This is a genomic window from Jeotgalibacillus soli, from assembly GCF_000829435.1.
Classification (GTDB): domain Bacteria; phylum Bacillota; class Bacilli; order Bacillales; family Jeotgalibacillaceae; genus Jeotgalibacillus; species Jeotgalibacillus soli.
Genome location: NZ_JXRP01000019.1, coordinates 421939 through 445170, shown reverse-complemented (window position 1 = coordinate 445170; position 23232 = coordinate 421939). Strand labels below are relative to the sequence as shown.

Sequence of the window (23232 nt, the reverse complement as noted above, 5' to 3'; positions counted from 1 at the left end):
TATGCTATGATTGGGAAGAGTACACGATAATTCGGTCTTCAGAGAAGGGTTTGTTTGCTGAGAGAACCCGATTCCGAACCGCTGGAAGTCCCCCATGAGCAGCTATGGTGAAAGGTCTTACAGGACTTAGTAATTATTAGCCGGCTAAACACCGTTATTGGAATGAAGTGCACAGGTTTTTTTCTTGTGTAAAAAGGTGGTACCGCGAATGTCGCTCCTTTCGTCCTTTTATAGACGAAGGGAGCTTTTTTGTTTTTTTAAATAGTAAAAGGAGGAATTTCACATGGAGTCAAAGGATCTAACAATGCCAACAAAATATGATCCCAACACAATTGAAAAAGGCCGCTACGATTGGTGGTTGAAGGAGAAGGTTTTTGAAGCCAAAAAGGATAAAGAAAAGGAACCTTATACAATTGTGATCCCTCCCCCGAACGTAACGGGAAGGCTTCATTTAGGACATGCATGGGATACAACCCTACAGGACATTTTAACGCGCATGAAGCGTATGCAGGGCTATGATGTACTATGGCTTCCTGGAATGGACCATGCCGGGATCGCGACACAAGCAAAAGTGGAACAAAAGCTAAAAGAACAAGGGAAATCGCGTTATGATCTAGGTCGAGAAGCGTTCGTTGAAGAAACGTGGAAATGGAAAGAGGAGTATGCAGGGCATATTCGTGAGCAGTGGTCGAAGCTTGGTCTGGGCCTGGATTATTCACGTGAGCGATTTACACTTGACGAAGGTCTTTCAAAAGCAGTACGTGAGGTCTTTGTTTCTCTTTATAATAAAGGGCTCATCTATCGAGGAGAGTATATTATCAATTGGGATCCGGCAACGAAGACGGCATTATCTGATATTGAAGTCATTCACAAGGATATTCAAGGTGCCTTTTATCATATGCGTTATCCATTGGAAGATGGCAGCGGGCATATTGAAGTAGCGACCACACGTCCGGAAACAATGCTTGGTGATACGGCTGTTGCCGTTCATCCTGAGGATGATCGCTATAAGCATTTAATAGGTAAAAAAGTGGAGCTTCCAATAACTGGACGCATGATTCCGATCGTGGCAGATGACTATGTAGATATGGAGTTTGGATCAGGAGCCGTAAAAATTACACCAGCTCATGATCCGAATGACTTTGAACTAGGCAATCGTCATCACTTAGAACGCGTTCTTGTTATGAATGAAGACGGCACTATGAATGAAAAAGCAGGTAAGTATGAGGGAATGGATCGTTTTGATTGCCGTAAACAGATTGTAAAGGACCTGCAGGAAGCGGGCATTTTATTTAACATTGAAGAGCATCTTCATTCCGTTGGTCACTCTGAGCGAAGCGGCGCTGTTGTTGAGCCTTACTTATCAACACAATGGTTTGTAAAAATGCAGCCGTTGGCGGACGAGGCAGTTAAGCTTCAGCAAGGCGATGAAAAAGTAAACTTTGTACCAAACCGTTTCGAAAACACGTATTTACGCTGGATGGAAAATATCCGTGATTGGTGTATCTCTCGCCAGCTTTGGTGGGGACACCGTATTCCTGCCTGGTACCATAAAGAGACAGGAGAAATTTACGTTGGAGAAGACGCGCCAGCTGATATCGAGAATTGGAAGCAGGATGAGGATGTACTTGACACATGGTTTTCTTCTGCATTATGGCCGTTTTCAACAATGGGATGGCCGGATAAAGAATCAAGTGACTTCCAGCGCTATTACCCGACTGCTGCTCTAGTAACAGGTTATGATATCATCTTTTTCTGGGTATCCCGGATGATTTTCCAAGGGATAGAATTTACAGGAACTCGCCCATTTAATGATGTGCTGATCCACGGTTTGGTACGCGATGCTGAAGGACGCAAAATGTCAAAATCGCTTGGCAATGGCGTAGATCCGATGGATGTAATCGAACAGTACGGAGCGGATTCGCTGCGTTATTTCCTTTCAACAGGTTCATCACCAGGGCAAGATCTCAGGTTCTCCATGGAGAAGGTAGAAGCGGTTTGGAATTTTGCTAACAAAATTTGGAACGCATCTCGCTTTGCTTTGATGAATATGGATGGTCTTCCCTATGATGAAATCGATTTAACCGGTAAGAAATCTGTCGCTGACAAATGGATATTAACTCGTTTGAACGATACAATTGATAATGTAACGAAGCTTGCCGATCGATATGAGTTTGGGGAAGTTGGACGAGCTTTATACAATTTCATTTGGGACGATTTCTGTGACTGGTATATCGAAATGTCGAAGCTGCCATTAAACGGGGATGATGAGGAGGCAAAGAAAACAACTCGCTCCATTCTTGCGTATGTTTTAGACCAGACCATGCGTCTGCTGCATCCATTTATGCCGTTTATTACAGAAGAAATATGGCAAAACCTTCCTCATGAAGGGGATTCAATTACAGAAGCAGCATGGCCTGTTGTCAACGCGCAATTCACTGATCGTGAAGCGGAAGAAGAGATGAAGCTCCTCATGGAAATTATTCGCGCGGTGCGTAATATACGGGCTGAAGTGAATACGCCAATGAGTAAGCCAATCAAGCTGATGATTAAGGCAAAGGATACGATCATTTTAGATCGTTTGCAAAAAAATGAAGCGTATTTGGATCGTTTTTGTCACCCTGAAACACTTGAGCTTGGAATGGCAATTGAAGCGCCAGAGAAAGCCATGACAGCAGTTGTGACCGGTGCAGAGCTATTTTTGCCGCTCGAAGGATTAATTAATCTTGAAGAAGAAATTGTCCGTCTTGAAAAAGAACTTGTTAAATGGACAAAAGAAGTAGAACGGGTAGAAAGCAAGCTAGGAAATGAGCGTTTTGTAAGCAAAGCTCCTCAAGCAGTCGTGGATGAAGAAAAAGCAAAACAAAAGGATTACCTGGAAAAGCAGGCAGCTGTAAAACAACGTATTCAAGAATTAAAGCAAGTATAAGATATAAGCGGACGGGCAAACGCTCTGTCCGCTTTTTTAGAAATACAGCCTGATTTAAGTTTTAAGTTATGTTAAAGTCCATTGTTGATGTTTTTACAGCATTGATTGGAACGGATAAGCGAGACTCTTGCGGGCTAAATCAGGACAGGTGAGACTGGGCTGAGACCTGGGAGGCGTACCGCCCGCCCCGCGGAAAGCGAGCGTCTGGATGGAGTGGGAATTAACAGACACGTTTTACAAAATCAAGTTTTAAGTGAAGAGAGGAAGAAGACTATGATTGAAACATATGATGAAGCCATTAGCTGGATTCATGGAAGATTGAGATTAGGTGTTAAACCAGGATTAAAGCGTATGGAATGGATGATGGAGCAGCTTGGAAATCCTGAACAAAAGATGAAAGCAGTCCATATTGGGGGGACAAATGGAAAAGGTTCGACCGTTACCTTTCTTCGCTCGATTCTACAAGCGTCTAAATTAACAGTAGGTACCTTTACTTCCCCATATTTTGAAACGTTTAATGAACGAATTTCTGTAAATGGATTGCCCATAACAGATGAAGAGTGGCTAAAGCTTGTTCAAATGATTGAACCGCTGGCGAATCAAATGGAAGAAAGTGAGCTAGGAAGCCCAACAGAATTTGAAGTGATCACAGCGATGATGTTTGTTTATTTTGGAGACATCAACCCGGTAGATATTGTGTTAATTGAAGTGGGGCTGGGTGGGAGATTGGATTCGACCAATATTATATCCCCGATTGCTTCTGTGATTACTTCGATCGGTTTAGATCATGTGGCGATTCTCGGTGATACATACACGCAAATTGCTTTTGAAAAGGCAGGGATTATAAAGACGTCTGTTCCAGTCGTTGCGAATATTAAGCGAGAGGATGCAAAAGAGGTCATTAAAGAGGTTGCGAAGAAACAGCATGCACCTGTCCTTTTTTACTCGGAAAATTTTCACGCAGTCATTCAGCCTTTCGAGCAGCTTGGTGAACGATTTGTTTACTTGGAAGGTGAGGAGTCCTTACAAGCAGAAATTCAGATGGTTGGTGAGCATCAAATCGAAAATGCCTCCCTTGCGATTAAAACCTTTCAACTTATTCATGAAGAGCTGGGTGTTTTATTCAATGAGGATATGATACGAACTGGAATGAAAAAAGCACTTTGGCCTGGTAGAATGGAGATCGTCAATCAATCTCCTATCGTGGTTATGGACGGTGCACATAATGTCGAAGGGATTGAAGCATTAGTTCATACATTACATCGCATCTTTCCTGGTAAAAAAGCTCATATTTTATTTGCTGCTGTTGCGGATAAGGATTTAAGCAAAATGGTTTCAATGTTGGATGAAGCGGGAACTAGCATCGCTTTTACATCATTTGATTTGCCGAGAGCTGCAGCTGCTGAAGCGCTGTATGAGATTAGCAGCCATCAGCAAAAATCAATCGTAAATTGGCAAAAATGGGTAGAGAATCATCTTCTAAAAGATCCTTCTGATGAACTGCTTGTAATCACAGGGTCTCTTTATTTTCTTTCATCTATATCAGCAGATTTACGAATAATGCTTCGAATTCGAAATAATAAGTGACAGAAAAAGGAGGATTTGATAAAATTATAAATATTATGACTATTATCATATGAAAATGGAGTTGGGATAGGATGGTGGAATTATCTATTTCGATTAAAAGAGTCCTATGGTATATGTGGATTGTATTTTTACCTTTAGGTCTATGGTACTCTTATGTGAGCTATCCACCATCATTCAGTTCCTTGTGGGAACCGGTTAGTCTTATAATCTTAGCCATTCTGATTTCGGTCATTCCTTATCAGATAAGAGAAAGTAAGATCTTTATTATTCGTTGGGTAAGTTTAGCGGCATTCTTAACGTATGGTTTGTTTTTTGAATTATTATTAATGCAAATTGCTGTGTTGTTTTTACTATTCAGATCCAAAATGACATTAGAAAATATTTATCGATACCCTTTAAACTCAATCATGTTTATGATAAGCAGTTTTATTGCTGGATTAACCTTTTATGGAATAGGGATTGTACAAGAAGAAAGTTCATTGATATCACTGACTTTAGCCTCATTTTTGTATATGTTCTTACAAGTGTTAGTAAATGATGTATTTCTTTATATTTTCAATCATTTTAAAGGGAATCGGTATTCTTTCATTAACCAGGATTCAAAGCTGGATTACCTTGCAATGCTCCTGAGTCTTCCATATGGAGTTTCTCTATATTTTTTGCAAAGTGCAATCGGTTTCGCATCAACACTGTTTATCGGTCTTCCTTTTATTGCTCTGACAATTATTTTAAGACTTTATAACCATTCTGAAAGTTTGAAGGAAGATTTAGTGCGAGCGGGAGAAATTGGACATCAGTTAACTTCGCAGCTGAAAGTAGACGAAGTATTAGATTTGTTTATTGATAAGCTGTCTGACCTAATGCAGGTTGATTATGCTTATATCTTGGATGTATCCACAAATGAGAATGAACTTGTTCTTATAAAGAGGGTTGAAAATGGAAAAAGGATGGATAATACTCTTCGTTCGATTCAGCGTAATGAAGGAATTAGCGGGAAAGTTTGGCATAGTGGACAAGCTGCGTTTCTAAATAAAAAAAGAAGCTGGGGAGACGCTGTCAAAGAATATATTCCTTCAGATGTTGAGAGTGTCCTATCAGTTCCAATACAGCGAAACCAAAGAACAGTGGCTGTTTTGATGGTAGCTTCTAAGAGGAAAAATGCCTATAAACCACATATTTTACCGATAGTTGATTTGCTATGCTCCCACCTAGCAGTCGCAATCCAAAATGCACGCAATTACCAGACTGCAATTATAAAGAGTGAACACTGCGCGTTAACGGGTCTATACAATTACCGCCGTTTTGATGAGTTGCTTCACGACAAATTTGATGAGCTTATGAATGGCAGTGTTCGACAGCTGTCACTAATCCTGTTAGATATTGACCACTTTAAAAATATCAATGATACATATGGTCATCAAAGCGGGAATGACATCTTACAGGATATTGCTCGCATCTTATCAAATGTCATTGGCAATGAAGGAGTAGTTGCACGATATGGGGGAGAGGAATTCGTTATTCTTTTAGACAATATTTCTAAAAATCAAACAATCGAGTTAGCTGAACAAATTCGCAGAAAAATTGAAGATTGTGTATTTAAAACGCTAAATGATTTAAGTGAAGTAAGGCAGGAAATACAGGTTAGAATAACGGTAAGTATGGGAATTTCCACTGCACCTGAGGATACCGACTCTGCCCTCACCCTTCTTCGAAATGCGGATCGTGCATTATATGTAGGTGCTAAAAGAGCAGGACGCAATCGTGTAGCTCAATATATGAAATAATACTAGTGCAGTGAGTTAGCATGCTAGCTGCACTTTACGACTATAGCTTGAATAAATGAAATTATTACCTATTATAAAACAATGAATCGATCTATGATTCATTCTTCAGTTAGTTAACATTGCTAAAAATTCTCTATTATAATCATTCACTCCGATTTTTCACCTAAACAGGTGGTATTACATCTAATGTGTAATCCTTTTCCTTAAACAGCATAGTGCAAAAAGCACCCTCAAATCATTTTCGGATGATTTATCACTTCTGTAAATCACTATATTTTTCATAAAATAATCACCAAATGACTATGTATCTTTTGTGCCATATTAAATGAAAAGTTCAAAAAGTTGTATATTGTTGTTTTATAAAAAAATATAACTATAATTATAATATATTGGTATATAAGCTTTTTTCTTAGTCAAGCAGAAAGCCTTATATATTTTAGTGCTTTGGTTTTTAATTCATTAGTAACTAAATTTCACAAAAAAAGAGTCAAAATGACTATTAAATGGGTATAGAATGCATAGGGGGATATAGAGTGAAAAAATGGTATAAATTAGCTGTTGTATTAATGTTACTTTTAACACTTTCCTATGTGGCTGTGATAAAATTAGTGGCTGTGTTTCCTGTAAGTGCAACAGAATCGGATTTTACATATATAAATGGAGGGGTTATTATTCCTGCCAGTTCAGTGGACGAAGTAAGGAGTTACTTAATGTCTGAGATTTCCGCATGGCAATCCGGCAGAGACTTAGAGCTTTCATATTCTGGAGGCGATGTAACCATTCCAAGAGAAGTGTTTGTCTTTGATCTGGAGCAAACTATACAAATGAATAAGGATAAAATAGAAGCGCCATGGTATTCGTTCAAGTCGAGAAACGAAGAAAAGAAAATAATGCTCACTGTGTATTTAGATGATACAAAAATGCTAGAGCCGCTTTTTTCTATTATTGAAATAAAAAAAACAATAGCTCAGCTGGAGTTTGCAGCTGGATCTTTAAGTAACGAAACAATACAAGCAGTCGAAAAAAAGAATGCTTCTTCCGTGGGAGAGATCGTTGCAACGCATTCAGTGGATGTACCATATGATGACCCGGCCCTAATTAAGCTCGTTTCATTATTTGATGGTGTCCAGATTCATGCGAGAAGTAATTTTTCAATGCTAGAATGGCTGAAGGAAAATGGAGATGATTCAAGTATTTTGAATATATTGGCTTCTGGATTGTATGGGGGAGCTCTTCAAACAAATCTTAAAATTTTAGAGCGCCATGCCCAAAGTGCAATTCCTTCTTATACTGATCCTGGAATGGAAGCTGAAATTAGTCCAATTACACAAAGGGATTTGCGGTTACATAACCCTAATCCATTTCCGCTGACCATTCAGGCTGTGATCAACGATTCTCGATTGGTAATGACATTTTCTAGTCTTCCTTTAGATGCAGCCTATCAAGTCAAAGTGGTTGAAGATACAGAAGTTGAACCAAGAATTATTCGGCGATTTACAAATAACCTTCAAGCTGGGGAAGAACAGCTTATACAACAGGGCGTTAATGGACAGAGAGTAGAAACGATCCGCCTGATGGTTTCATCAAATGGAGAAACACTGTCCTCTGATCGAATAAGTCGTGATTTTTATGCTCCGGTTCCAACCGTTATCGAGGTTTCTTCCTATACGAAGGAGCAAGAACTCGAACAGGAGATTCGTGTACTCTCTGATCAATCAAATGAGTTGGTGGATTCGGAAAATATGGAGATACCATCTGACAAGGCTTTTAATGACCAGGAAGTCGGTCCTGGGACAAAGGAAACGCCTGATCGCGTTATTTCTTCTGACAGTAAGTAAGATTTGGAGGAAGGTGATGAGTATGCTAAAACGAAAGCGGATAGGGGATTTGCTTGTAGAATCTGGCTTGATAAATGATCAACAGCTTCGGTATGCCCTAGAGGAAAAAAGCACTGATGAAAAATTAGGAGATTTTTTAATTAAAGAAGAATTTTTAACAGAGCAGCAGCTGATTAAAGTGCTCGAGATTCAGCTTGGTATTCCTTACGTGCATCTTAACCAATTTACTATTGATTTGGAGCTTGTTCAGCTCGTTCCCAAGGAATTAGCAAAACGACATCAGATCATGCCTTATCGGAGAGAAAAAAATCGCCTTTTTGTTGCCATGGCTGATCCGATGGACTTTTTTGCGATTGAAGAGCTTAGAATGGCTACCGGTTGTCAAATAGAACCTAGCATCACGACAAAGGAAGAGCTGTATCGAACGATAACGAAGTATTTTGATTTAAATGATTCGGTGGAAGCCGCAATGAGCAACTTTAATGTAAATGATTTAGCAAAAGATACGGACATTACAGACGAAGACTCGCCGATGGTCCATCTTGTGAATCAAATTATTGCCGCTGGCGTTGCCCAAAGAGCAAGCGATATTCATTTAGATCCTCACGAAACAGAGGTTAAGGTTCGCTACAGAGTAGACGGAATTCTGCGGACAGAGCGAACATTGCCTAAGCACATGCAAAGTGTAGTGACTGCCAGAATAAAAATCATGGGGAATTTAAATATTACTGAAAATCGTGTGCCTCAAGACGGCCGTATTAATTCCGTCATTAATTTTAATCAAGTGGATATTCGTGTATCTACCTTACCGACGATTTACGGTGAAAAAGTAGTGATGAGACTGTTGGATTTAAACAGTACGTTAAATGATATTAGTCAGCTTGGCTTTACAAAGAGTAATTTGGAGAAATTCAAAAAAATGATTAAGCAGCCTAATGGAATGGTATTAATTACGGGCCCAACAGGATCAGGAAAATCCTCCACTTTATATGCTGCACTTACCGAATTAAACTCTGATGATGTGAACATTATTACAGTTGAGGATCCAGTCGAGTATCAGGTGAAAGGAATTAATCAAATTCAGGTGAATGAGGATGTGGGGCTGACCTTTGCGAGTGGGCTTCGGTCCATCCTAAGGCAAGATCCAGATATTGTCATGATCGGTGAGATTCGCGACTTAGAAACGGCTCAAATCTCCATTCGGGCATCATTAACCGGACACCTTGTTGTTAGTACACTGCATACAAATAGTGCAATGGAATCGATTGCTCGTTTAAATGACATGGGAGTTGAGCCATTTCTTGTCTCTTCTTCTGTTATAGGGGTTGTGGCGCAGCGGCTTGTTAGAAGAATTTGTACAAGTTGTACAGAGCAGCATCCACCAACTGATCGTGAAAAAGAGTTATTTTTAGCAAGAGGGTTAACGGTAGAATTTATTCAAAGAGGCAAGGGCTGTCCAGTATGTGACAATACGGGCTACCGCGGGAGGATGGCCATTCATGAGGTATTGCTCGTAGATGAACAAATAAAACAATTTATTTTACAGCGTGCAAGTGTAAGTGAAACTCGAGCGTATCTACGAAAGAATGATATGAAAATGCTTCTTGATGATGGTCTACAGAAGGTAAAAGAAGGGCTGACAACAACAGAGGAAGTTTTTCGCGTCGCTACATTAGATTAAGGTGGGATGATGGTTGAGTGGGTATGATGTAAATGAACTTCTAATGCAGGCGCACCAAAAAAATGCATCCGATCTGCACTTAACGGTTGCTTCTCCCCCCATTTGTCGGGTGAATGGAGATTTAGAAGTTATAGGGCAAGAACAATTTACACCAGCCGAATTGATGCTAATGGCAGAAAAAATAATTCCTGAGCATCGTTTAAATGAATTCATTGAAAAAGGGGAGATTGATTGCAGCTACAGCATTCCGAATGTTTCCCGCTATCGTGTTAATGCATACCATCAGCGTAATTCGGTGGGAATAGCAATCAGGATTATTACGGATAAAATTCCATCCTTTGAAGAGTTGAAAATGCCCCTAATTGTTAGAGATCTCGTTTTGAAGCCGCAAGGACTGATTCTAGTGACAGGTCCTACGGGATCGGGGAAATCAACAACACTTGCAGCGATGATTGACTTCATCAATCATCGTCAAGCAAAGCATATCATTACACTTGAAGACCCCATTGAATATTTACATCAGCATGAACGTTCGATCGTCAATCAAAGAGAGATTGGGCTTGACACACATAGCTTCTCAAGTGGTCTTAGAGCGGCTCTGCGGCAGGATCCAGATATTATTCTAGTAGGAGAAATGCGAGATTTAGAGACCATTTCCACTGCTATTACGGCAGCAGAAACTGGTCATCTTGTTTTAGCAACGTTGCACACGAGCGGAGCAGCACAAACGGTTGATCGCATTATCGATGTTTTTGAGCCGCATCAACAGGGGCAAATTCGTGTACAACTTGCATCGGTATTGCAAGGAGTTGTTTCACAGCGGCTATTTCCAAAACTAAATGGTAAGGGGAGAGTCGCTGCAACAGAGGTCTTGATGAATACACCATCCATTGCAAATTTAATAAGAAGTGGAAAAACATATCAAATTCCAAATGTTCTTCAAATGAGCCGAGCTGATGGCATGCATACTTTGTCGATGTCTATACAAGTCTTGCTAGCGGCAAGAGAGGTTGCAATGGACGATGTGAAATTCTATTTAAATAACGGTGGCTTTGAATGACCATCTATAAATATATTGGCAGAACAGCGAAAGGAATCTTAAAAAAAGGAACAGTAGATGCAGTAAGTGAAAGGCACGCCATATTAAAGCTTCGTGATCAGGGGATTAACCCTCGTGAAGTCACAGAGTCCCAGAGTATTTTACATAAAGAGATCTCTATTGGCTCTCCGGTAAAACAGCAAGATTTTGTTATGTACTGTCGGCAGTTTTCAACATTAATACAGGCAGGCATCTCCATTGTTGAAGCGACTTCCATTTTGGCGAATCAAACAGAGAGCCAAGGACTTCGCCAAGCACTTGAAAAGGTAATGGAAGACATTAAAGAAGGGAATTCTTTTTCAGCTACGATTGCACAGCAGCCAAAAGTTTTTCCCGTTCTTTTCAGCAACATGATTAAAGCGGGAGAAGCAACGGGTAACCTGGATGAAACACTCGAAAGGCTGGCTATGTATTTTGAAAAGCAATATACGATAAAAAAGAAAATTCAGTCTGTTCTAGCCTATCCAATTATTATTCTTGCAATTACGATGGTTGTTGTCATCTTTATGATGACGGTGATCCTGCCGCGCTTTACTGCGATGTTTGAACAATTGGGGGCTGAGCTTCCATCCCTTACAGTGGTTATTTTGTCGCTTGGCAATGTCATACAAGGTTATTGGTGGCTTCTCCTTATTATCCTAGTTGCGGTTGTGATCAGCTTTCGAGTCTTGCATCAAAAAAGTCATATATTCCGGGATGCCGTTGCAACGGTGCTATTAAAAACACCTGTATTTGGAAAGGTGCTGCAAAAAGTACTAATCGCGAGAATGACAAGAACACTTTCTTCATTATTTTCAAGCTCAGTCCCTATTTTACAGGCGTTAGTCATCGTAGAGAAAGTAGTCGATCACCCATTGATGGGGAAGGTGCTGCAAAAGGCAAAAACGAGTCTGGAATCAGGCAACAGATTATCTGAGCCTTTTGAAGAAAGCTGGTTATTTCCTCCACTTGTAGCCCAAATGACAGCCATCGGTGAAAAAACAGGGTCTCTTGATTCCATGCTGGCAAATATTGCGGATTTTTATGAAGCAGAGGTTGACCGAACTGTTGATACATTAAAGTCACTTATTGAGCCTTTGATGATTGTCTTCTTGGCAGTGGTAGTGGGAACTATAGTCCTAGCAGTCATGATGCCTCTATTAAGTATTTATACTCAGATCTAAAAGTGACCAATCTTATAAGGAGGTGAACCAGCTTACCGGGATTTAACTGGCTTTTCTTTAATGAAATGCCTTGTCGATAAAGTATAAGGGGGATAAAGAAATGAAAAATATAATGAAGAATCAAAAAGGTTTAACACTTGTTGAGTTACTTGCGGTGCTTGTCATTTTAGCCATTATCGCAGCGATCGCTGTGCCTGTGGTATCAAATTTAATTAGTGATTCAAGAGACCGTGCAACAGCAGCAGAAGCGCTGAATATTATTAGTGCGGCTAAACTTGGAGAGGCGACTGGAACTATAGATTGTTCAGCAGGCTGCGATTCAGCTGAATTAGCAGACTTTATTGAATCCAGAGCTGCATTTGAAACGGTTACTAGAGGTGCTCAAGGATGGACAATCGATGGGCATGAGGTTAATGAAATTGATGGTATTGATGGAACAGAAGCGGGAATTATCAATTTCGTAGACAGCGCACAGGAATAATCTCATCAATTATAAAGGGAAAGATAACATCTTTCCCTTTATAATTATAGTAGTATGATGGAGTAATGGGACACTTGCTGTGTCCCATTACTCCATTGGATTACGAGAAGATGCGGGAGGCGTGTAGGGATGGGGCTGTTTCAAAAGAAAAAAGCGATCAATCTTGTCATACAGGATTATATAATACGAATGGCTGAAATAGATGATCGAGCAATAGGGAATTCAATAAAAATTAAGGAGAGACCGATTCCATTTGGCCTAATTAAAGAAGGTCAAATTATAGATGATCTTGGTTTTTATGAATTCATGAAATTACTTGTTGCGGAATGGGAGATTAAGAAGCGTGATGTTCGATTTTATGTACCGGAATCCTCCGTGTTGATGAGACCAGTAACGTTTCCCTCAATGTTAAAGGGGGCAGAAATAACAGAGTATTTTAGAATGGAGATCGGGCAATCCATTCACTTTCCATTTGAGGATCCGATTATTGATATCGTCAAAATCTCTTCGGCAGAAACCCGCACAGAGCGAAATGAGCCTGCGACGTTACAGGGTATTTTATTTGCGACACCGGAAGAAGAAGTAAGAAGATACACAGAGATATTTGAAGATGTTCAGTTAAAACCGGTCACAGCAGATATTCGAACGCTTGGAAATTATCGTTTGCTGCAGTCGTTAAAAATCATTAAGCAAAAAGGGACATATATGCTTTGTGATTGGACGATCAATTCATTAACATTAAGTATCTTTTCAGACGATGTCATTGATTTCATGAGATATCAGCAAATCGAGACGTCATTAGAAAGGTGGGAATATTTTTTAGATAATACAGGGTATATCCAATATCAATTATCCGGTGATACTTGGAATTATGAAGAACAGATTGATGATAAAATTAATGAACTGGATCGAATCATCAATTTTTATCGGTTTTCTTTACATAAAGGTGAGAAAGAAATCGATGAGCTCTTGTTAATGGGAGATAATCCATATTTGTCTGAGATTGCTTCTAAGGTGAAAAATAGTTATTCCGTTCCAGTTCGTTTGATTGGCTCGGAGGAAAGCGCGCCGCACTACCCTAATCTAGATTCACGACATGTATCGTTAGCAGGAGTGTCATTAAAGGAGGCAAAATTGTAAGTGTTGTATCAGGTCAATTTACTTCCAAAAATAGAAAAAAGAAGGAAGACTGCAACGATTGTAGCCTTTCTGACTGGATTGGTTTTGATTTTACTTTGTTTATTCATGATTTATGAATATATCTCCTCACAGCATCAGATTGATGCCCTTCGGGTTTCAGAACAGCAGCTAAGAGCGGGACTTTTGCAGCTTGAAAACAATGCTGGGGCAGAATCAACTGGATCATCGCTCGAATCGATTGTAAGTTATGCAGAAGGCTTAAGTTTTGAGACATCCCTTTTAATTGCTGAGCTGACAAATTTATTGCCTGATAATGCCTATTTAACAAGCTATGATTTTTTGGAAGACAATGTAGCGGTCGAGATTCAATTTGAAACAATGACAGAAGTTTCTCTTTATATTGAGAGGCTAGGTGCCTCTAGCTATTTTACAGATGTTAAAGTGGAAGAGATCCGAGCTTATACGCTTGAAGAAATGGATACAACGGAAGAGCAATTCATGGTTATTCCCCGTTATGTAACAATGATTTTATTGGAAGTAGATAAAAAAACGATTGCGATAGGTAGTGAGTACAATGATGTTGAATAAATTAACAAAAAAACAAATCGCCTTCATTGTTCTCTTCTCGCTTCTTTTATTTATTCTACTCTTTTTTTACCTTTTTGTTGTCCGGTCTGTTGTGACCGAAGCTCAGTTGATGGAAGAGCGTGTTTTAGATTTGGAGACAGCGAGCGAAATTCTTCGTGTAACGCCAATAACTGAATCCGAGGTTGATCAAGAAAATAGGAGGGTGTATGAACGAAAGGTACCGAACGAGCGACAGGTTGATCAATTGCTGTTAGCGATACAAGAAGCAGAGCTTATTAGTGGTGTACGGATTGAATCGATCACATTTAATCATTATGACGGATCGATAGTCGACACTGGGCTCACGATTAATAATTTACTTAGCGGTCAAAGTACGGAAGAAAGTGATATGATCGGCAATGATGGGAGAACAGAGGAGGAACTTGAGGTCCCGTCTTCTTCCCCTATTTCTAATGATATAGACATGCCAGAGGAATTAAAGCTGATTACCTTTAGTGCTGATATCATGGCACCGAACTTTAATCAAGCTATGCAATTCCTTCGTGAAATAGAAAAGCTTGAACGTATTAGCCGTGTTGATTCACTTCATTTTACACAAAGCACAGAGGATGATCGTGTTTTTTCTGACTCCGAGGACGAATCGGTTTTTATGAATATTCAAGTGACAACTTTCTATTATACAGAGGAGGATGTAGCAGCTCCGTAAAGGACTGCTATGAAAAATAATCATGACAAACTTGTACATTATTTATTTTCTTATACTAGGAACAGTGATGGGTTCCTTTTATAATGTAGTTGGACTTCGCGTGCCCAAAAAAGAATCGATTGTTCACCCGGGTTCTCACTGTGCGAGCTGTCAGCATGAATTAAAATGGTTTGAATTAATCCCTGTTGTGTCTTATATCATACTAAAAGGCAAGTGTAGAAAGTGTGGGCAGGGGGTTTCTCTCATCTACCCGGTTATCGAAATGCTGACAGGGCTTTTATTTGCTTTTTCTTTTTACCTATTAGGTTTTTCGCTAGAGTTTCTTGTGGCACTTGTTTTTATATCTTTGCTTATCATCATTGTTGTCTCAGATATTGCTTATATGCTTATCCCCGATTCGATTTTAATTTTGTTCGGGTCTATTCTTCTTCTTTTACGAATCATTGAGCCGCTTTCTCCTTGGTGGGATTCATTTGCAGGAGCAGCAGCAGGATTCTGCTTGCTTTTGCTCATTGCTGTTGTATCAAAAGGAGGAATGGGTGGAGGCGATATAAAGCTGTATGCAGTAGTTGGCTTAGTGCTGGGGGTTAAGCTCACACTATTATCTTTTTTTATTGCCGCTTTATTAGGATCGATCGTGGGCATGACGGCTATTTCAATGAAAATTCGGAAGCGGAAAGAACCCATTCCTTTTGGACCGTTTATAGCAGCTGCCTCTGTCATTACTTATTTCTTTGGTGCGGAGCTTATTAATGGTTACGTTAATTGGCTCTTATACTGATTGCTCATAAAATAGAAGTTTTATGTCAATTTTTTCCTTTGTATTATGTGATAACGGTAAGCGAAAGATGTCATTTTTTTTCTCGAACAGGGCGACATGAGTCCTGTTCTTTTTCATTTTGAACGTGGTAATCTTTGTCACAAGATCCATATAGGCAAGGGGGAGTCATAGTGGAGCATCGGCAATCCGATCATTCGAAGCAGGGAGAAAACCAGCCTGCCCCTGCGGACAAATTAAATGAACCATCGTCTGGTGGAAAAAGAAAAGAAGGAGAAGAAATCATTTATTTTCCTAAGATGAAAAAACTAAAAACCTCCGTGAAAGTTTCTGATTTTCGAACAAGTTGGATCATTGGCAAAGGATTGTTGAAGCGTTCTCGCCCAATCCTTATAGCTGCAGCAGTCAGTACTATTTTTGCGTCTTTGGCATTTAGTGTAATGGATCCTTCGTTTTCGGGATATACTGAGCCAGTCCTAAGAGATCAGCAGGAAAATCAGCCAGACACGCTTCCCGCCCAGCAGGCTGCAGCCAAAGTGACAATCCCCGCAATGTCCATGTGGATCGTGCAAGCAGGTGTTTATAAAGAAGCCTCTTCGGCTGAAGCGATTGTCAATCAACTGAAGGCAGAAATGCCTGTCGTTCAAATTAAGCAAGAGGACAAAGTGGCGATTTGGGTTGGGGCAACTGGGGGAGAAGCTGAGGCAAAGGTAATCGCAAACCAATATGCATCTGAGAATCTTTCCCTTTATGTCAAAGAGGTAAGCCGTCCTCAGATTGATCTTGTGCTCACACCGGCAGATACTGCATGGCTGCAGAGTCTAACTGCTTTTATTTCCGCTGGGTGGAGTGAAAGCAATGATTTAGCAGTACCAGAAGAGCTTGTGATTACTGCACCGGAAAATAAATCTCTTCAGCCTATCTCTACTAAGCTGACAGAACTTAATGATGCAGCAGAAGATGCTGGTAGGAACCAGGCTTTTCTAGAACTTATTCGATCTGTTTGGGAACTGACTCCGATAGAATCGTAAAGAATAAAAGACGGGTAGTGATTGTATGGGAGAATATGCTACAATTAGTGTATCTCCCTTATAATCCATCAACTGAGGTGAAAGGTTAATGACTGATATCGTACTTGCTTCGGCATCCCCAAGAAGAAGAGAGCTGCTCTCCTATTTAGAAATCCCCTTTATTGTTCATCCAAGCTCATTTGAAGAAAATTTCTCGAAAGACGAACAACCCGAAGTAGCTGTAACGAGGCTTGCGCTTGCTAAAGCGAAGGATGTAGCTGTGCTGTATCCTGATAAAATTGTCATCGGCTGCGATACGATTGTCGTTGCAAACTCAATTTTAGGTAAGCCGAAAGACACGGAGGAAGCAGCGGAGATGTTGCGCCGGCTCTCAGGTCAAACACATGCAGTATATACTGGAGTGGCTCTGGTTAAAGGAGAAAGAAAGCATTGTTTTTACGAACGTGTAGATGTGACGTTCTGGTCTTTAACAGAGGAACAAATTCAACATTATATTGCTTCAGGTGACCCATTTGATAAAGCAGGCAGCTACGGAATCCAAACGGGAGGCGCTTTATTTGTAAAGAAAATCGATGGTGATTACTATGCGGTTGTTGGTCTCCCTATTTCCCGCCTAGCTAGAGAGCTTAAACAATTTCAATCCTTGTAAGAGAGGGTCTTCTTCGCGTTACTTCTTCGTATTTAAATACAGGAGGAATGACATGACCAAGAAACCAGACGCCCAATTATTGATCCGAGATTATGCAGAAGAAGACAGACCTCGTGAACGCCTTATTCGCCAAGGCCCCCAAAGTTTATCCAACCAAGAATTGATTGCGATCCTTTTGCGTACCGGTTCGAAAGAAGAATCTGTTTTAAAACTTTCCAATCATCTGTTACATCAGTTCGATGGATTACGTCTATTAAAAGAGGCTTCTTTAGATGAAATTATGTTAATCAAAGGAATTGGGGAAGCGAAGGCTGTACAAATTATGGCGGCAATTGAAATCGGCAGAAGAATTGGCAATTTAGCCTTTCATGATCGCTATGTAATTCGCTCCCCAGAAGATGGGGCAAATTATTTAATGAACGATATGAGATTTTTAAATCAAGAGCATTTTGTTTGCTTGTATCTCAATACAAAAAATCAAGTGTTGCATCAACAGACTATTTTTATTGGGAGCTTAAACGCATCTATTGTGCATCCGAGGGAGGTTGTGCGCCCATAAGGGCTTTTAGGAAATCTGGTTTCGCAAAACAGTAGAGGAATATCACAAGGTCAAACTCTATCATCAGCCAACTTATCCGAAAGGGAAACCGGACGGGGAGTGTAGCATGTTGGAAAAGCCATAAGTTGCTTAATTGCCAAAGCACGACTGAATGGCGAGATGAAATCATGAATGAGGATGAAAGCTAAACTGCCTGAATGACAGCTCAAGGTGGACGACGGGGACCATCAGCGGGAGGCAATGATATACGCTGTTTGAAATGTGCATGTTTCTTAAAACACTTCGAGAAACATGATGTGATACCATTTCAGCCAACTTCTATTTGAAAGAAACGAGCGAAAGTCACATCCGACATCATGAATGCGATGTTTCTAAAAGTCTAAATGGGGATTGCCTAAGTCAGAATGCCTTATATGGCTATGACAAATTGTGTCTGAATATCTGATAAGGCAACGGAGCTCTCGTAGTAGTCCGAGATAGGGAAAGCCTGTCACATGGCGAAGGAGAGCAGTTTACCGTGTTTAATATCAAATTGCAAAGGAGCGGACGGCTCTATGAGAAATCCAAAAGTAGTATTAAACCATTTAACTTCCAAAGCGAAATCGGAACAATACGTATTTGAAAGGCTGTACCGAAACCTGTACAATCCCGAATTTTATTTAGAAGCCTATGCCAAGATATACCCGAACAAAGGAAGCAATACAAAAGGTATAAATGAAGAAACAATCGACGGGATGAGCCTAAAAAGAATCGAGCGCCTGATTGAAACATTAAAAAATCAAACGTATCAGCCCAAACCGGCAAGAAGAACGTATATCCCAAAGAAAAATGGGAAACCAAGACCTTTAGGGATTCCAACATTTGAGGATAAATTAGTACAGGAAGCTGTCCGACGCATACTGGAGAGCATCTATGAAACACAATTCTCTAACCATTCACACGGCTTTAGACCAAATCGAAGCTGTCATACAGCGTTAAAAGAAATCCGTAAAACATTTACGGGAACGAGATGGTTTATTGAAGGGGATATAAAAGGGTTCTTTGATCATATTGACCATCATGTTTTGATTGCCCTGTTGCGTAAGAGGATTCGGGATGAAAAATTAATCAACTTAATTTGGAAATTCCTTCGGGCAGGATATGTAGAGGAATGGGCTTTTCACAAAACGTACAGTGGCACACCACAAGGTGGGATCATAAGTCCGCTGCTTTCGAACATTTATCTTCATGAATTAGATAAATATGTAGAAAGATATACATTACGTTATAACAAAGGGGAAAAGCGTACACATAATCTCGTGTATTATAACCTGGCTTCGAAAATAAACCATCGCAAAGGGAAAAACAGAAAAGAATGGGCAGTGTTATCAGATGAAGAGAAAAGCAAAAGGCTGAAAGAGTTAAAGAATCTATACAAAGAACTTCAAAGCCATGACAGCAAAGACCTTTTCGACCCCAATTACCGGAGAATGAAGTATGTAAGATACGCAGATGATTTTATTATCGGCGCGATCGGAAGCAAAAAAGAAGCCGAACAAATAAAACAAAATTTAACGACGTTCTTAGCATACGAATTAAAGCTGGAACTCAGTGCTGAAAAAACGCTGATTACACACAGCAAAAAGAACGCTCGATTTCTCGGTTATGATATACGGGTAGTGAGGGACTGGCATAGAATGAAAATGCCAAATGGTACAAAGAAACGAAAGTTTAACTTTCAGACGAAACTGTTCGTTCCTCATGAAAAGTATATCAACAAGCTCATCAATTTAGGTGCATTAAAAATAGGCAATAACAATGGCTGGAAACCCATGCATCGTTCTTATTTAGTGCATAATGATGACCTTGAAATCCTTCGCACTTACAACGCAGAAATTGAGGGACTTTATAATTACTATCACTTAGCAAGTAATGTGCATGTCCTTCAATCTTTCCGGCAAACAATGAAGTATAGCATGATTAAAACGTATGCCAATAAATACAAAAGCACCGTTAGTAAAATGATTATAAAACACAAGATCAACGGGAAATTTGGCGTACGGTACGAAACGAAGGACGGTCAGAAAATTGCCTATTTTACGGAACAGCGAATGGAGAAAAATTCGGAAATAAAGCGAGCTTCGGTAGATACAGTCGAAAATACACTAATCTATGGCGGCAGGACAAGCCTAATTGCCCGTCTTTTAGCTGAAATGTGAGAATGGTGTGGTGCAAAAGGTGTCCTGTTAGAGATGCATCACGTAAAAAAGCTGAAAGACTTAAAGGGTAAGAAGCGATGGGAACAAATGATGATTGCGCGACATCGAAAAACCATTGCGATGTGTGTGCCGTGTCACCATAACTTGCATAACGGGAAGTTAGATTAGGTAAATGGAAAGCCGTATACTCTGAGAGGAGTACGTACGGTTTGGGGGGGAGTTCTTGGAAACCTGCTTAGGTGAATAAGTAAGGCGCTGGGTTCTCATCCCACTTTCGAGAAGCTTTCAGAAGATCGGCCGCTTCGATTGTTTGCGCACATAATCACCCCTCAGGTGATCCATCTCCATCAAGAGAAGATATTGATGTGACAAGAAGACTGGTTGAATGCGGCAAGATGCTGGGTATTGATGTACTCGATCATTTAATCATTGGTGATAAGAAGTTTGTAAGCTTAAAGGAAAAAGGGTATATGTAACTCTATGATTTTAAAGAGGGGTAGGATATAATAAAAGCTATGGTTTTTGCTCGGAGGTATAAGTATGGAATTAATCTGCAGTAAGAATACTCAGTAGTGGAATTAGAAAGGGAGATACTCCATGTTTGGATCAAAAGATATTGGAATTGACTTAGGAACGGCTAATACATTAGTTTACATAAAAGGTAAGGGCATTGTTGTCAGAGAGCCTTCTGTGGTTGCTATGCGCCAGGATACGAAAGAAATTGTAGCGGTAGGAAATGAAGCAAAAAATATGATCGGCCGCACACCAGGAAATATCGTGGCAATGCGTCCGATGAAAGATGGAGTAATTGCAGATTTTGAAACGACATCAACGATGATGAAATATTATATGAACCAAGCACTAAAAAACACAGGGTCGTTTACACGCAAGTCATATGTAATGGTTTGTGTACCGTCTGGAATTACCTCTGTAGAAAGAAGAGCCGTAATTGATGCAGCTAAAATGGCAGGCGCCAGAGATGCATTTCCTATTGAAGAGCCTTTTGCTGCTGCGATTGGTGCAAATTTACCTGTCTGGGAACCAACAGGCAGTATGGTTGTGGACATCGGGGGAGGAACAACTGAGGTTGCGGTCATTTCACTCGGTGGCATTGTTACAAGCGAATCGATCCGCGTTGCTGGTGATGAAATGGATGATGCTATTATCTCCTATATCCGCAAGCAATATAATTTGATGATCGGTGAACGTACCGCTGAAACAATTAAAATCGAAATTGGATCAGCAATGGCTTCTGATGACCAGGCAACACTGGATATTCGAGGTCGTGATCTTTTAACTGGATTGCCAAAAACGATTGAAATTACGGAAACAGAGATTGCAAATGCACTATCCGATACCGTTTCAACGATTGTAGAATCTGTTAAAAATACGCTGGAGAAAACGCCTCCTGAGCTTTCAGCGGATATAATGGATCGTGGAATCGTATTGACCGGAGGCGGTGCATTGCTGCGCAACCTGGATAAAGTGATTACAGAGGAAACTTCTATGCCTGTCCATATTGCGGAAGAACCGTTGGATTGCGTGGCGATTGGCACAGGTAAGGCATTAGATAATATAGACTACTTTAAAAAACAGAAATAACCGTCGCGCTAAATACGATTGAGGTGTTCAGATCATGCCCCCATTTTTTATGAATAAGCGGCTCATAGTGCTTCTAGTCAGCATCATTCTGCTTGTGGCGTTGATTGGTTTTTCACTACGTGAGCGAGAAAATATATCTTGGCCAGAGCAATTTGCCAAAGATATGGTCGGATTCGGACAAAATATTGTATCGAAACCAACTGGTTACACAGAGAATGTAATAGAAAACGTACAGGATTTAGTGAATACTTATTCTGAAAACCAAAAATTAAAGGCTCGTTTAGAGCAACTGGCTTTACTTGAGACACAGGTCACGGATCTTCAGCGGGATAATGAAGAGCTTCGCAGCATCATTGGCATGGAAGAGAATTTACGAAGTTATAATGTCGTAAATGCAACAGTGATTGCCCGAAATCCTGATCAATGGCAGGAAACAATTATTATCGATAAAGGACAGGTAAACGGCATTGAAACAGATATGGCTGTTGAAACCTCCAGTGGTATGATTGGACGTATTAAAGATACAGGACAATTTACTTCCACCGTTGAACTTCTGAGTGCTCGGAATCCAAATAACCGTGTTTCTGCATTAATACAATCGGAAACAAATGTGTTTGGTCTCGTAGAAGGATATGATATCGAGCGTAAAGAATTAATGGTTAAGAAAATTCCTTTTGATCAAGAGGTAGGCATAGGCTCTAAGGTTATTACATCCGGACTTGGAGGCGTATTTCCCAAAGGATTGCTAATTGGTGAAGTGACCGAAGTAACCCCTGATGAGTATGGCCTGACACAAACAGCTTTCATTAAGCCCTCATCTAATTTTTACGACATTGAGCATGTTATGGTCATTGAACGAGTGGCAACAGCTCAAGAGGCTGAGGGTGGGGAGGATGACGAATGAACCGTCTAATTCTCCCGCTTCTTGGTATTGTAATATTTTATAGCGAAAGTATATTTGCTACCTTTTCTCCAATTGAATTACTTGGTGATACGCGCTATTTAGTGCCGCGTTTTTTGCTTTTATTCATATTATTTATCAGTGTTTTTTACAGACCGAAAACAGCTTATATTTATGGCTTTGTTTTTGGGCTTCTATATGATTTGTTTTTCACTGGAATTATCGGTGTTTACATGTTTTTATTCCCATTAATCGTATATATTGCTTTAAATATATTAAAAGTGATACACAATCATATTATTGTGGTTGCCGTTCTTGGGATTTTGTTAATTGCTGGATTAGAATGGGTCGTATATCAATTTAATCTATTAATTGGGGTTGCTGGCATAGATTTTAAAACCTTTGTACAGCAGCGACTATGGTCTACACTTGTTTATAATGGACTTTTTATTGCAATTTTAGCTTATCCGTTTAAAAAGTGGATGACGACATTACGACAAGCGCATTTTGAAGAATAA

The 23232-nt window shown here is 40.0% G+C and carries 17 protein-coding genes, 3 pseudogenes and 1 other annotated feature (1 of these 21 only partly in view); all 20 genes and pseudogenes read left to right on the top strand.

What is annotated here, in order from left to right; all coding sequences use genetic code 11:
- Positions 1-231 (top strand) — a binding site (T-box leader) (it extends 3 nt beyond the left edge of the window).
- 52 nt (positions 232-283) lie between these two features.
- The 20 genes and pseudogenes from KP78_RS16440 (at position 284) to mreD (ending at position 23232) form a co-directional block, all read left to right on the top strand.
- Complete coding sequence (locus KP78_RS16440) at positions 284-2929, top strand: valine--tRNA ligase (protein ID WP_041090473.1); 2646 nt, start codon at positions 284-286, stop codon at positions 2927-2929.
- 273 nt (positions 2930-3202) lie between these two features.
- Positions 3203-4516, top strand: a complete 1314-nt coding sequence (locus KP78_RS16435) for a bifunctional folylpolyglutamate synthase/dihydrofolate synthase (RefSeq protein ID WP_041090471.1) — start codon at positions 3203-3205, stop codon at positions 4514-4516.
- Between the two features lie 365 nt (positions 4517-4881).
- Entirely contained in the window at positions 4882-6300 is a 1419-nt protein-coding gene (locus tag KP78_RS16430) for a sensor domain-containing diguanylate cyclase (RefSeq protein WP_235420966.1), read from the top strand.
- Between the two features lie 533 nt (positions 6301-6833).
- Complete coding sequence (locus KP78_RS16425; RefSeq protein ID WP_041090469.1) at positions 6834-8138, top strand: G5 domain-containing protein; 1305 nt, start codon at positions 6834-6836, stop codon at positions 8136-8138.
- A 16-nt stretch (positions 8139-8154) separates the two neighbouring features.
- A complete protein-coding gene (locus KP78_RS16420) occupies positions 8155-9819 on the top strand; it encodes a GspE/PulE family protein (protein WP_041090467.1) in 1665 nt (554 codons plus the stop codon).
- Between the two features lie 13 nt (positions 9820-9832).
- The gene (locus KP78_RS16415) at positions 9833-10879 is read left to right on the top strand and encodes a type IV pilus twitching motility protein PilT (protein WP_041090465.1); all 1047 of its coding nucleotides are present in this window, start codon (positions 9833-9835) and stop codon (positions 10877-10879) included.
- A complete protein-coding gene (locus tag KP78_RS16410) occupies positions 10876-12081 on the top strand; it encodes a type II secretion system F family protein (RefSeq protein ID WP_052474892.1) in 1206 nt (401 codons plus the stop codon). Before KP78_RS16415 ends, KP78_RS16410 begins: the two co-directional genes overlap by 4 nt.
- Before the next feature lie 100 nt (positions 12082-12181).
- On the top strand, positions 12182-12562 hold the full coding sequence (locus KP78_RS16405; protein WP_041090463.1) for a prepilin-type N-terminal cleavage/methylation domain-containing protein: 381 nt from the start codon (positions 12182-12184) through the stop codon (positions 12560-12562).
- Between the two features lie 129 nt (positions 12563-12691).
- The gene (gene pilM, locus KP78_RS16400; protein ID WP_041090460.1) at positions 12692-13702 is read left to right on the top strand and encodes a type IV pilus biogenesis protein PilM; all 1011 of its coding nucleotides are present in this window, start codon (positions 12692-12694) and stop codon (positions 13700-13702) included.
- On the top strand, positions 13703-14290 hold the full coding sequence (locus KP78_RS18795) for a PilN domain-containing protein (protein WP_052474891.1): 588 nt from the start codon (positions 13703-13705) through the stop codon (positions 14288-14290).
- A complete protein-coding gene (locus tag KP78_RS16390) occupies positions 14280-14996 on the top strand; it encodes a hypothetical protein (RefSeq protein ID WP_235420965.1) in 717 nt (238 codons plus the stop codon). Before KP78_RS18795 ends, KP78_RS16390 begins: the two co-directional genes overlap by 11 nt.
- Positions 14997-15018: 22 nt before the next feature.
- Entirely contained in the window at positions 15019-15777 is a 759-nt protein-coding gene (locus tag KP78_RS16385) for a prepilin peptidase (protein ID WP_041090455.1), read from the top strand.
- Positions 15778-15947: 170 nt separating this feature from the next.
- Positions 15948-16805, top strand: coding sequence for a hypothetical protein (locus KP78_RS16380; protein ID WP_041090453.1), 858 nt, complete (start codon positions 15948-15950; stop codon positions 16803-16805).
- 88 nt (positions 16806-16893) lie between these two features.
- Positions 16894-17454 (top strand): Maf family protein, encoded by a 561-nt coding sequence (locus KP78_RS16375; RefSeq protein ID WP_041090451.1) that lies wholly within the window; start codon positions 16894-16896, stop codon positions 17452-17454.
- Positions 17455-17506: 52 nt separating this feature from the next.
- Positions 17507-18007 (top strand): annotated as a pseudogene (gene radC / locus KP78_RS16370) (RadC family protein); the annotation flags it as partial.
- 560 nt (positions 18008-18567) lie between these two features.
- Positions 18568-20379, top strand: a pseudogene (gene ltrA, locus KP78_RS16365) (group II intron reverse transcriptase/maturase).
- Positions 20380-20483: 104 nt separating this feature from the next.
- Positions 20484-20687 (top strand): annotated as a pseudogene (locus tag KP78_RS16360) (JAB domain-containing protein); the annotation flags it as partial.
- A 121-nt stretch (positions 20688-20808) separates the two neighbouring features.
- Positions 20809-21813: a rod shape-determining protein gene (locus KP78_RS16355; RefSeq protein ID WP_041090448.1), complete on the top strand. Its 1005-nt coding sequence runs from the start codon at positions 20809-20811 to the stop codon at positions 21811-21813.
- Positions 21814-21862: 49 nt separating this feature from the next.
- The gene (gene mreC / locus KP78_RS16350) at positions 21863-22717 is read left to right on the top strand and encodes a rod shape-determining protein MreC (RefSeq protein WP_327063192.1); all 855 of its coding nucleotides are present in this window, start codon (positions 21863-21865) and stop codon (positions 22715-22717) included.
- A complete protein-coding gene (gene mreD / locus KP78_RS16345; protein WP_041090446.1) occupies positions 22714-23232 on the top strand; it encodes a rod shape-determining protein MreD in 519 nt (172 codons plus the stop codon). Before mreC ends, mreD begins: the two co-directional genes overlap by 4 nt.

Bases quoted from the DNA above. Each gene is read 5' to 3' on its own strand.
- KP78_RS16440 (WP_041090473.1), top strand. From the start codon at position 284: ATGGAGTCAAAGGATCTAACAATGCCAACAAAATATGATCCCAACACA.
- KP78_RS16435 (WP_041090471.1), top strand. From the start codon at position 3,203: ATGATTGAAACATATGATGAAGCCATTAGCTGGATTCATGGAAGATTG.
- KP78_RS16430 (WP_235420966.1), top strand. From the start codon at position 4,882: ATGACATTAGAAAATATTTATCGATACCCTTTAAACTCAATCATGTTT.
- KP78_RS16420 (WP_041090467.1), top strand. From the start codon at position 8,155: ATGAGTATGCTAAAACGAAAGCGGATAGGGGATTTGCTTGTAGAATCT.
- KP78_RS16410 (WP_052474892.1), top strand. From the start codon at position 10,876: ATGACCATCTATAAATATATTGGCAGAACAGCGAAAGGAATCTTAAAA.
- KP78_RS16405 (WP_041090463.1), top strand. From the start codon at position 12,182: ATGAAAAATATAATGAAGAATCAAAAAGGTTTAACACTTGTTGAGTTA.
- pilM (WP_041090460.1), top strand. From the start codon at position 12,692: ATGGGGCTGTTTCAAAAGAAAAAAGCGATCAATCTTGTCATACAGGAT.
- KP78_RS16390 (WP_235420965.1), top strand. From the start codon at position 14,280: ATGTTGAATAAATTAACAAAAAAACAAATCGCCTTCATTGTTCTCTTC.
- KP78_RS16385 (WP_041090455.1), top strand. From the start codon at position 15,019: ATGACAAACTTGTACATTATTTATTTTCTTATACTAGGAACAGTGATG.
- KP78_RS16375 (WP_041090451.1), top strand. From the start codon at position 16,894: ATGACTGATATCGTACTTGCTTCGGCATCCCCAAGAAGAAGAGAGCTG.
- KP78_RS16355 (WP_041090448.1), top strand. From the start codon at position 20,809: ATGTTTGGATCAAAAGATATTGGAATTGACTTAGGAACGGCTAATACA.
- mreC (WP_327063192.1), top strand. From the start codon at position 21,863: ATGAATAAGCGGCTCATAGTGCTTCTAGTCAGCATCATTCTGCTTGTG.
- mreD (WP_041090446.1), top strand. From the start codon at position 22,714: ATGAACCGTCTAATTCTCCCGCTTCTTGGTATTGTAATATTTTATAGC.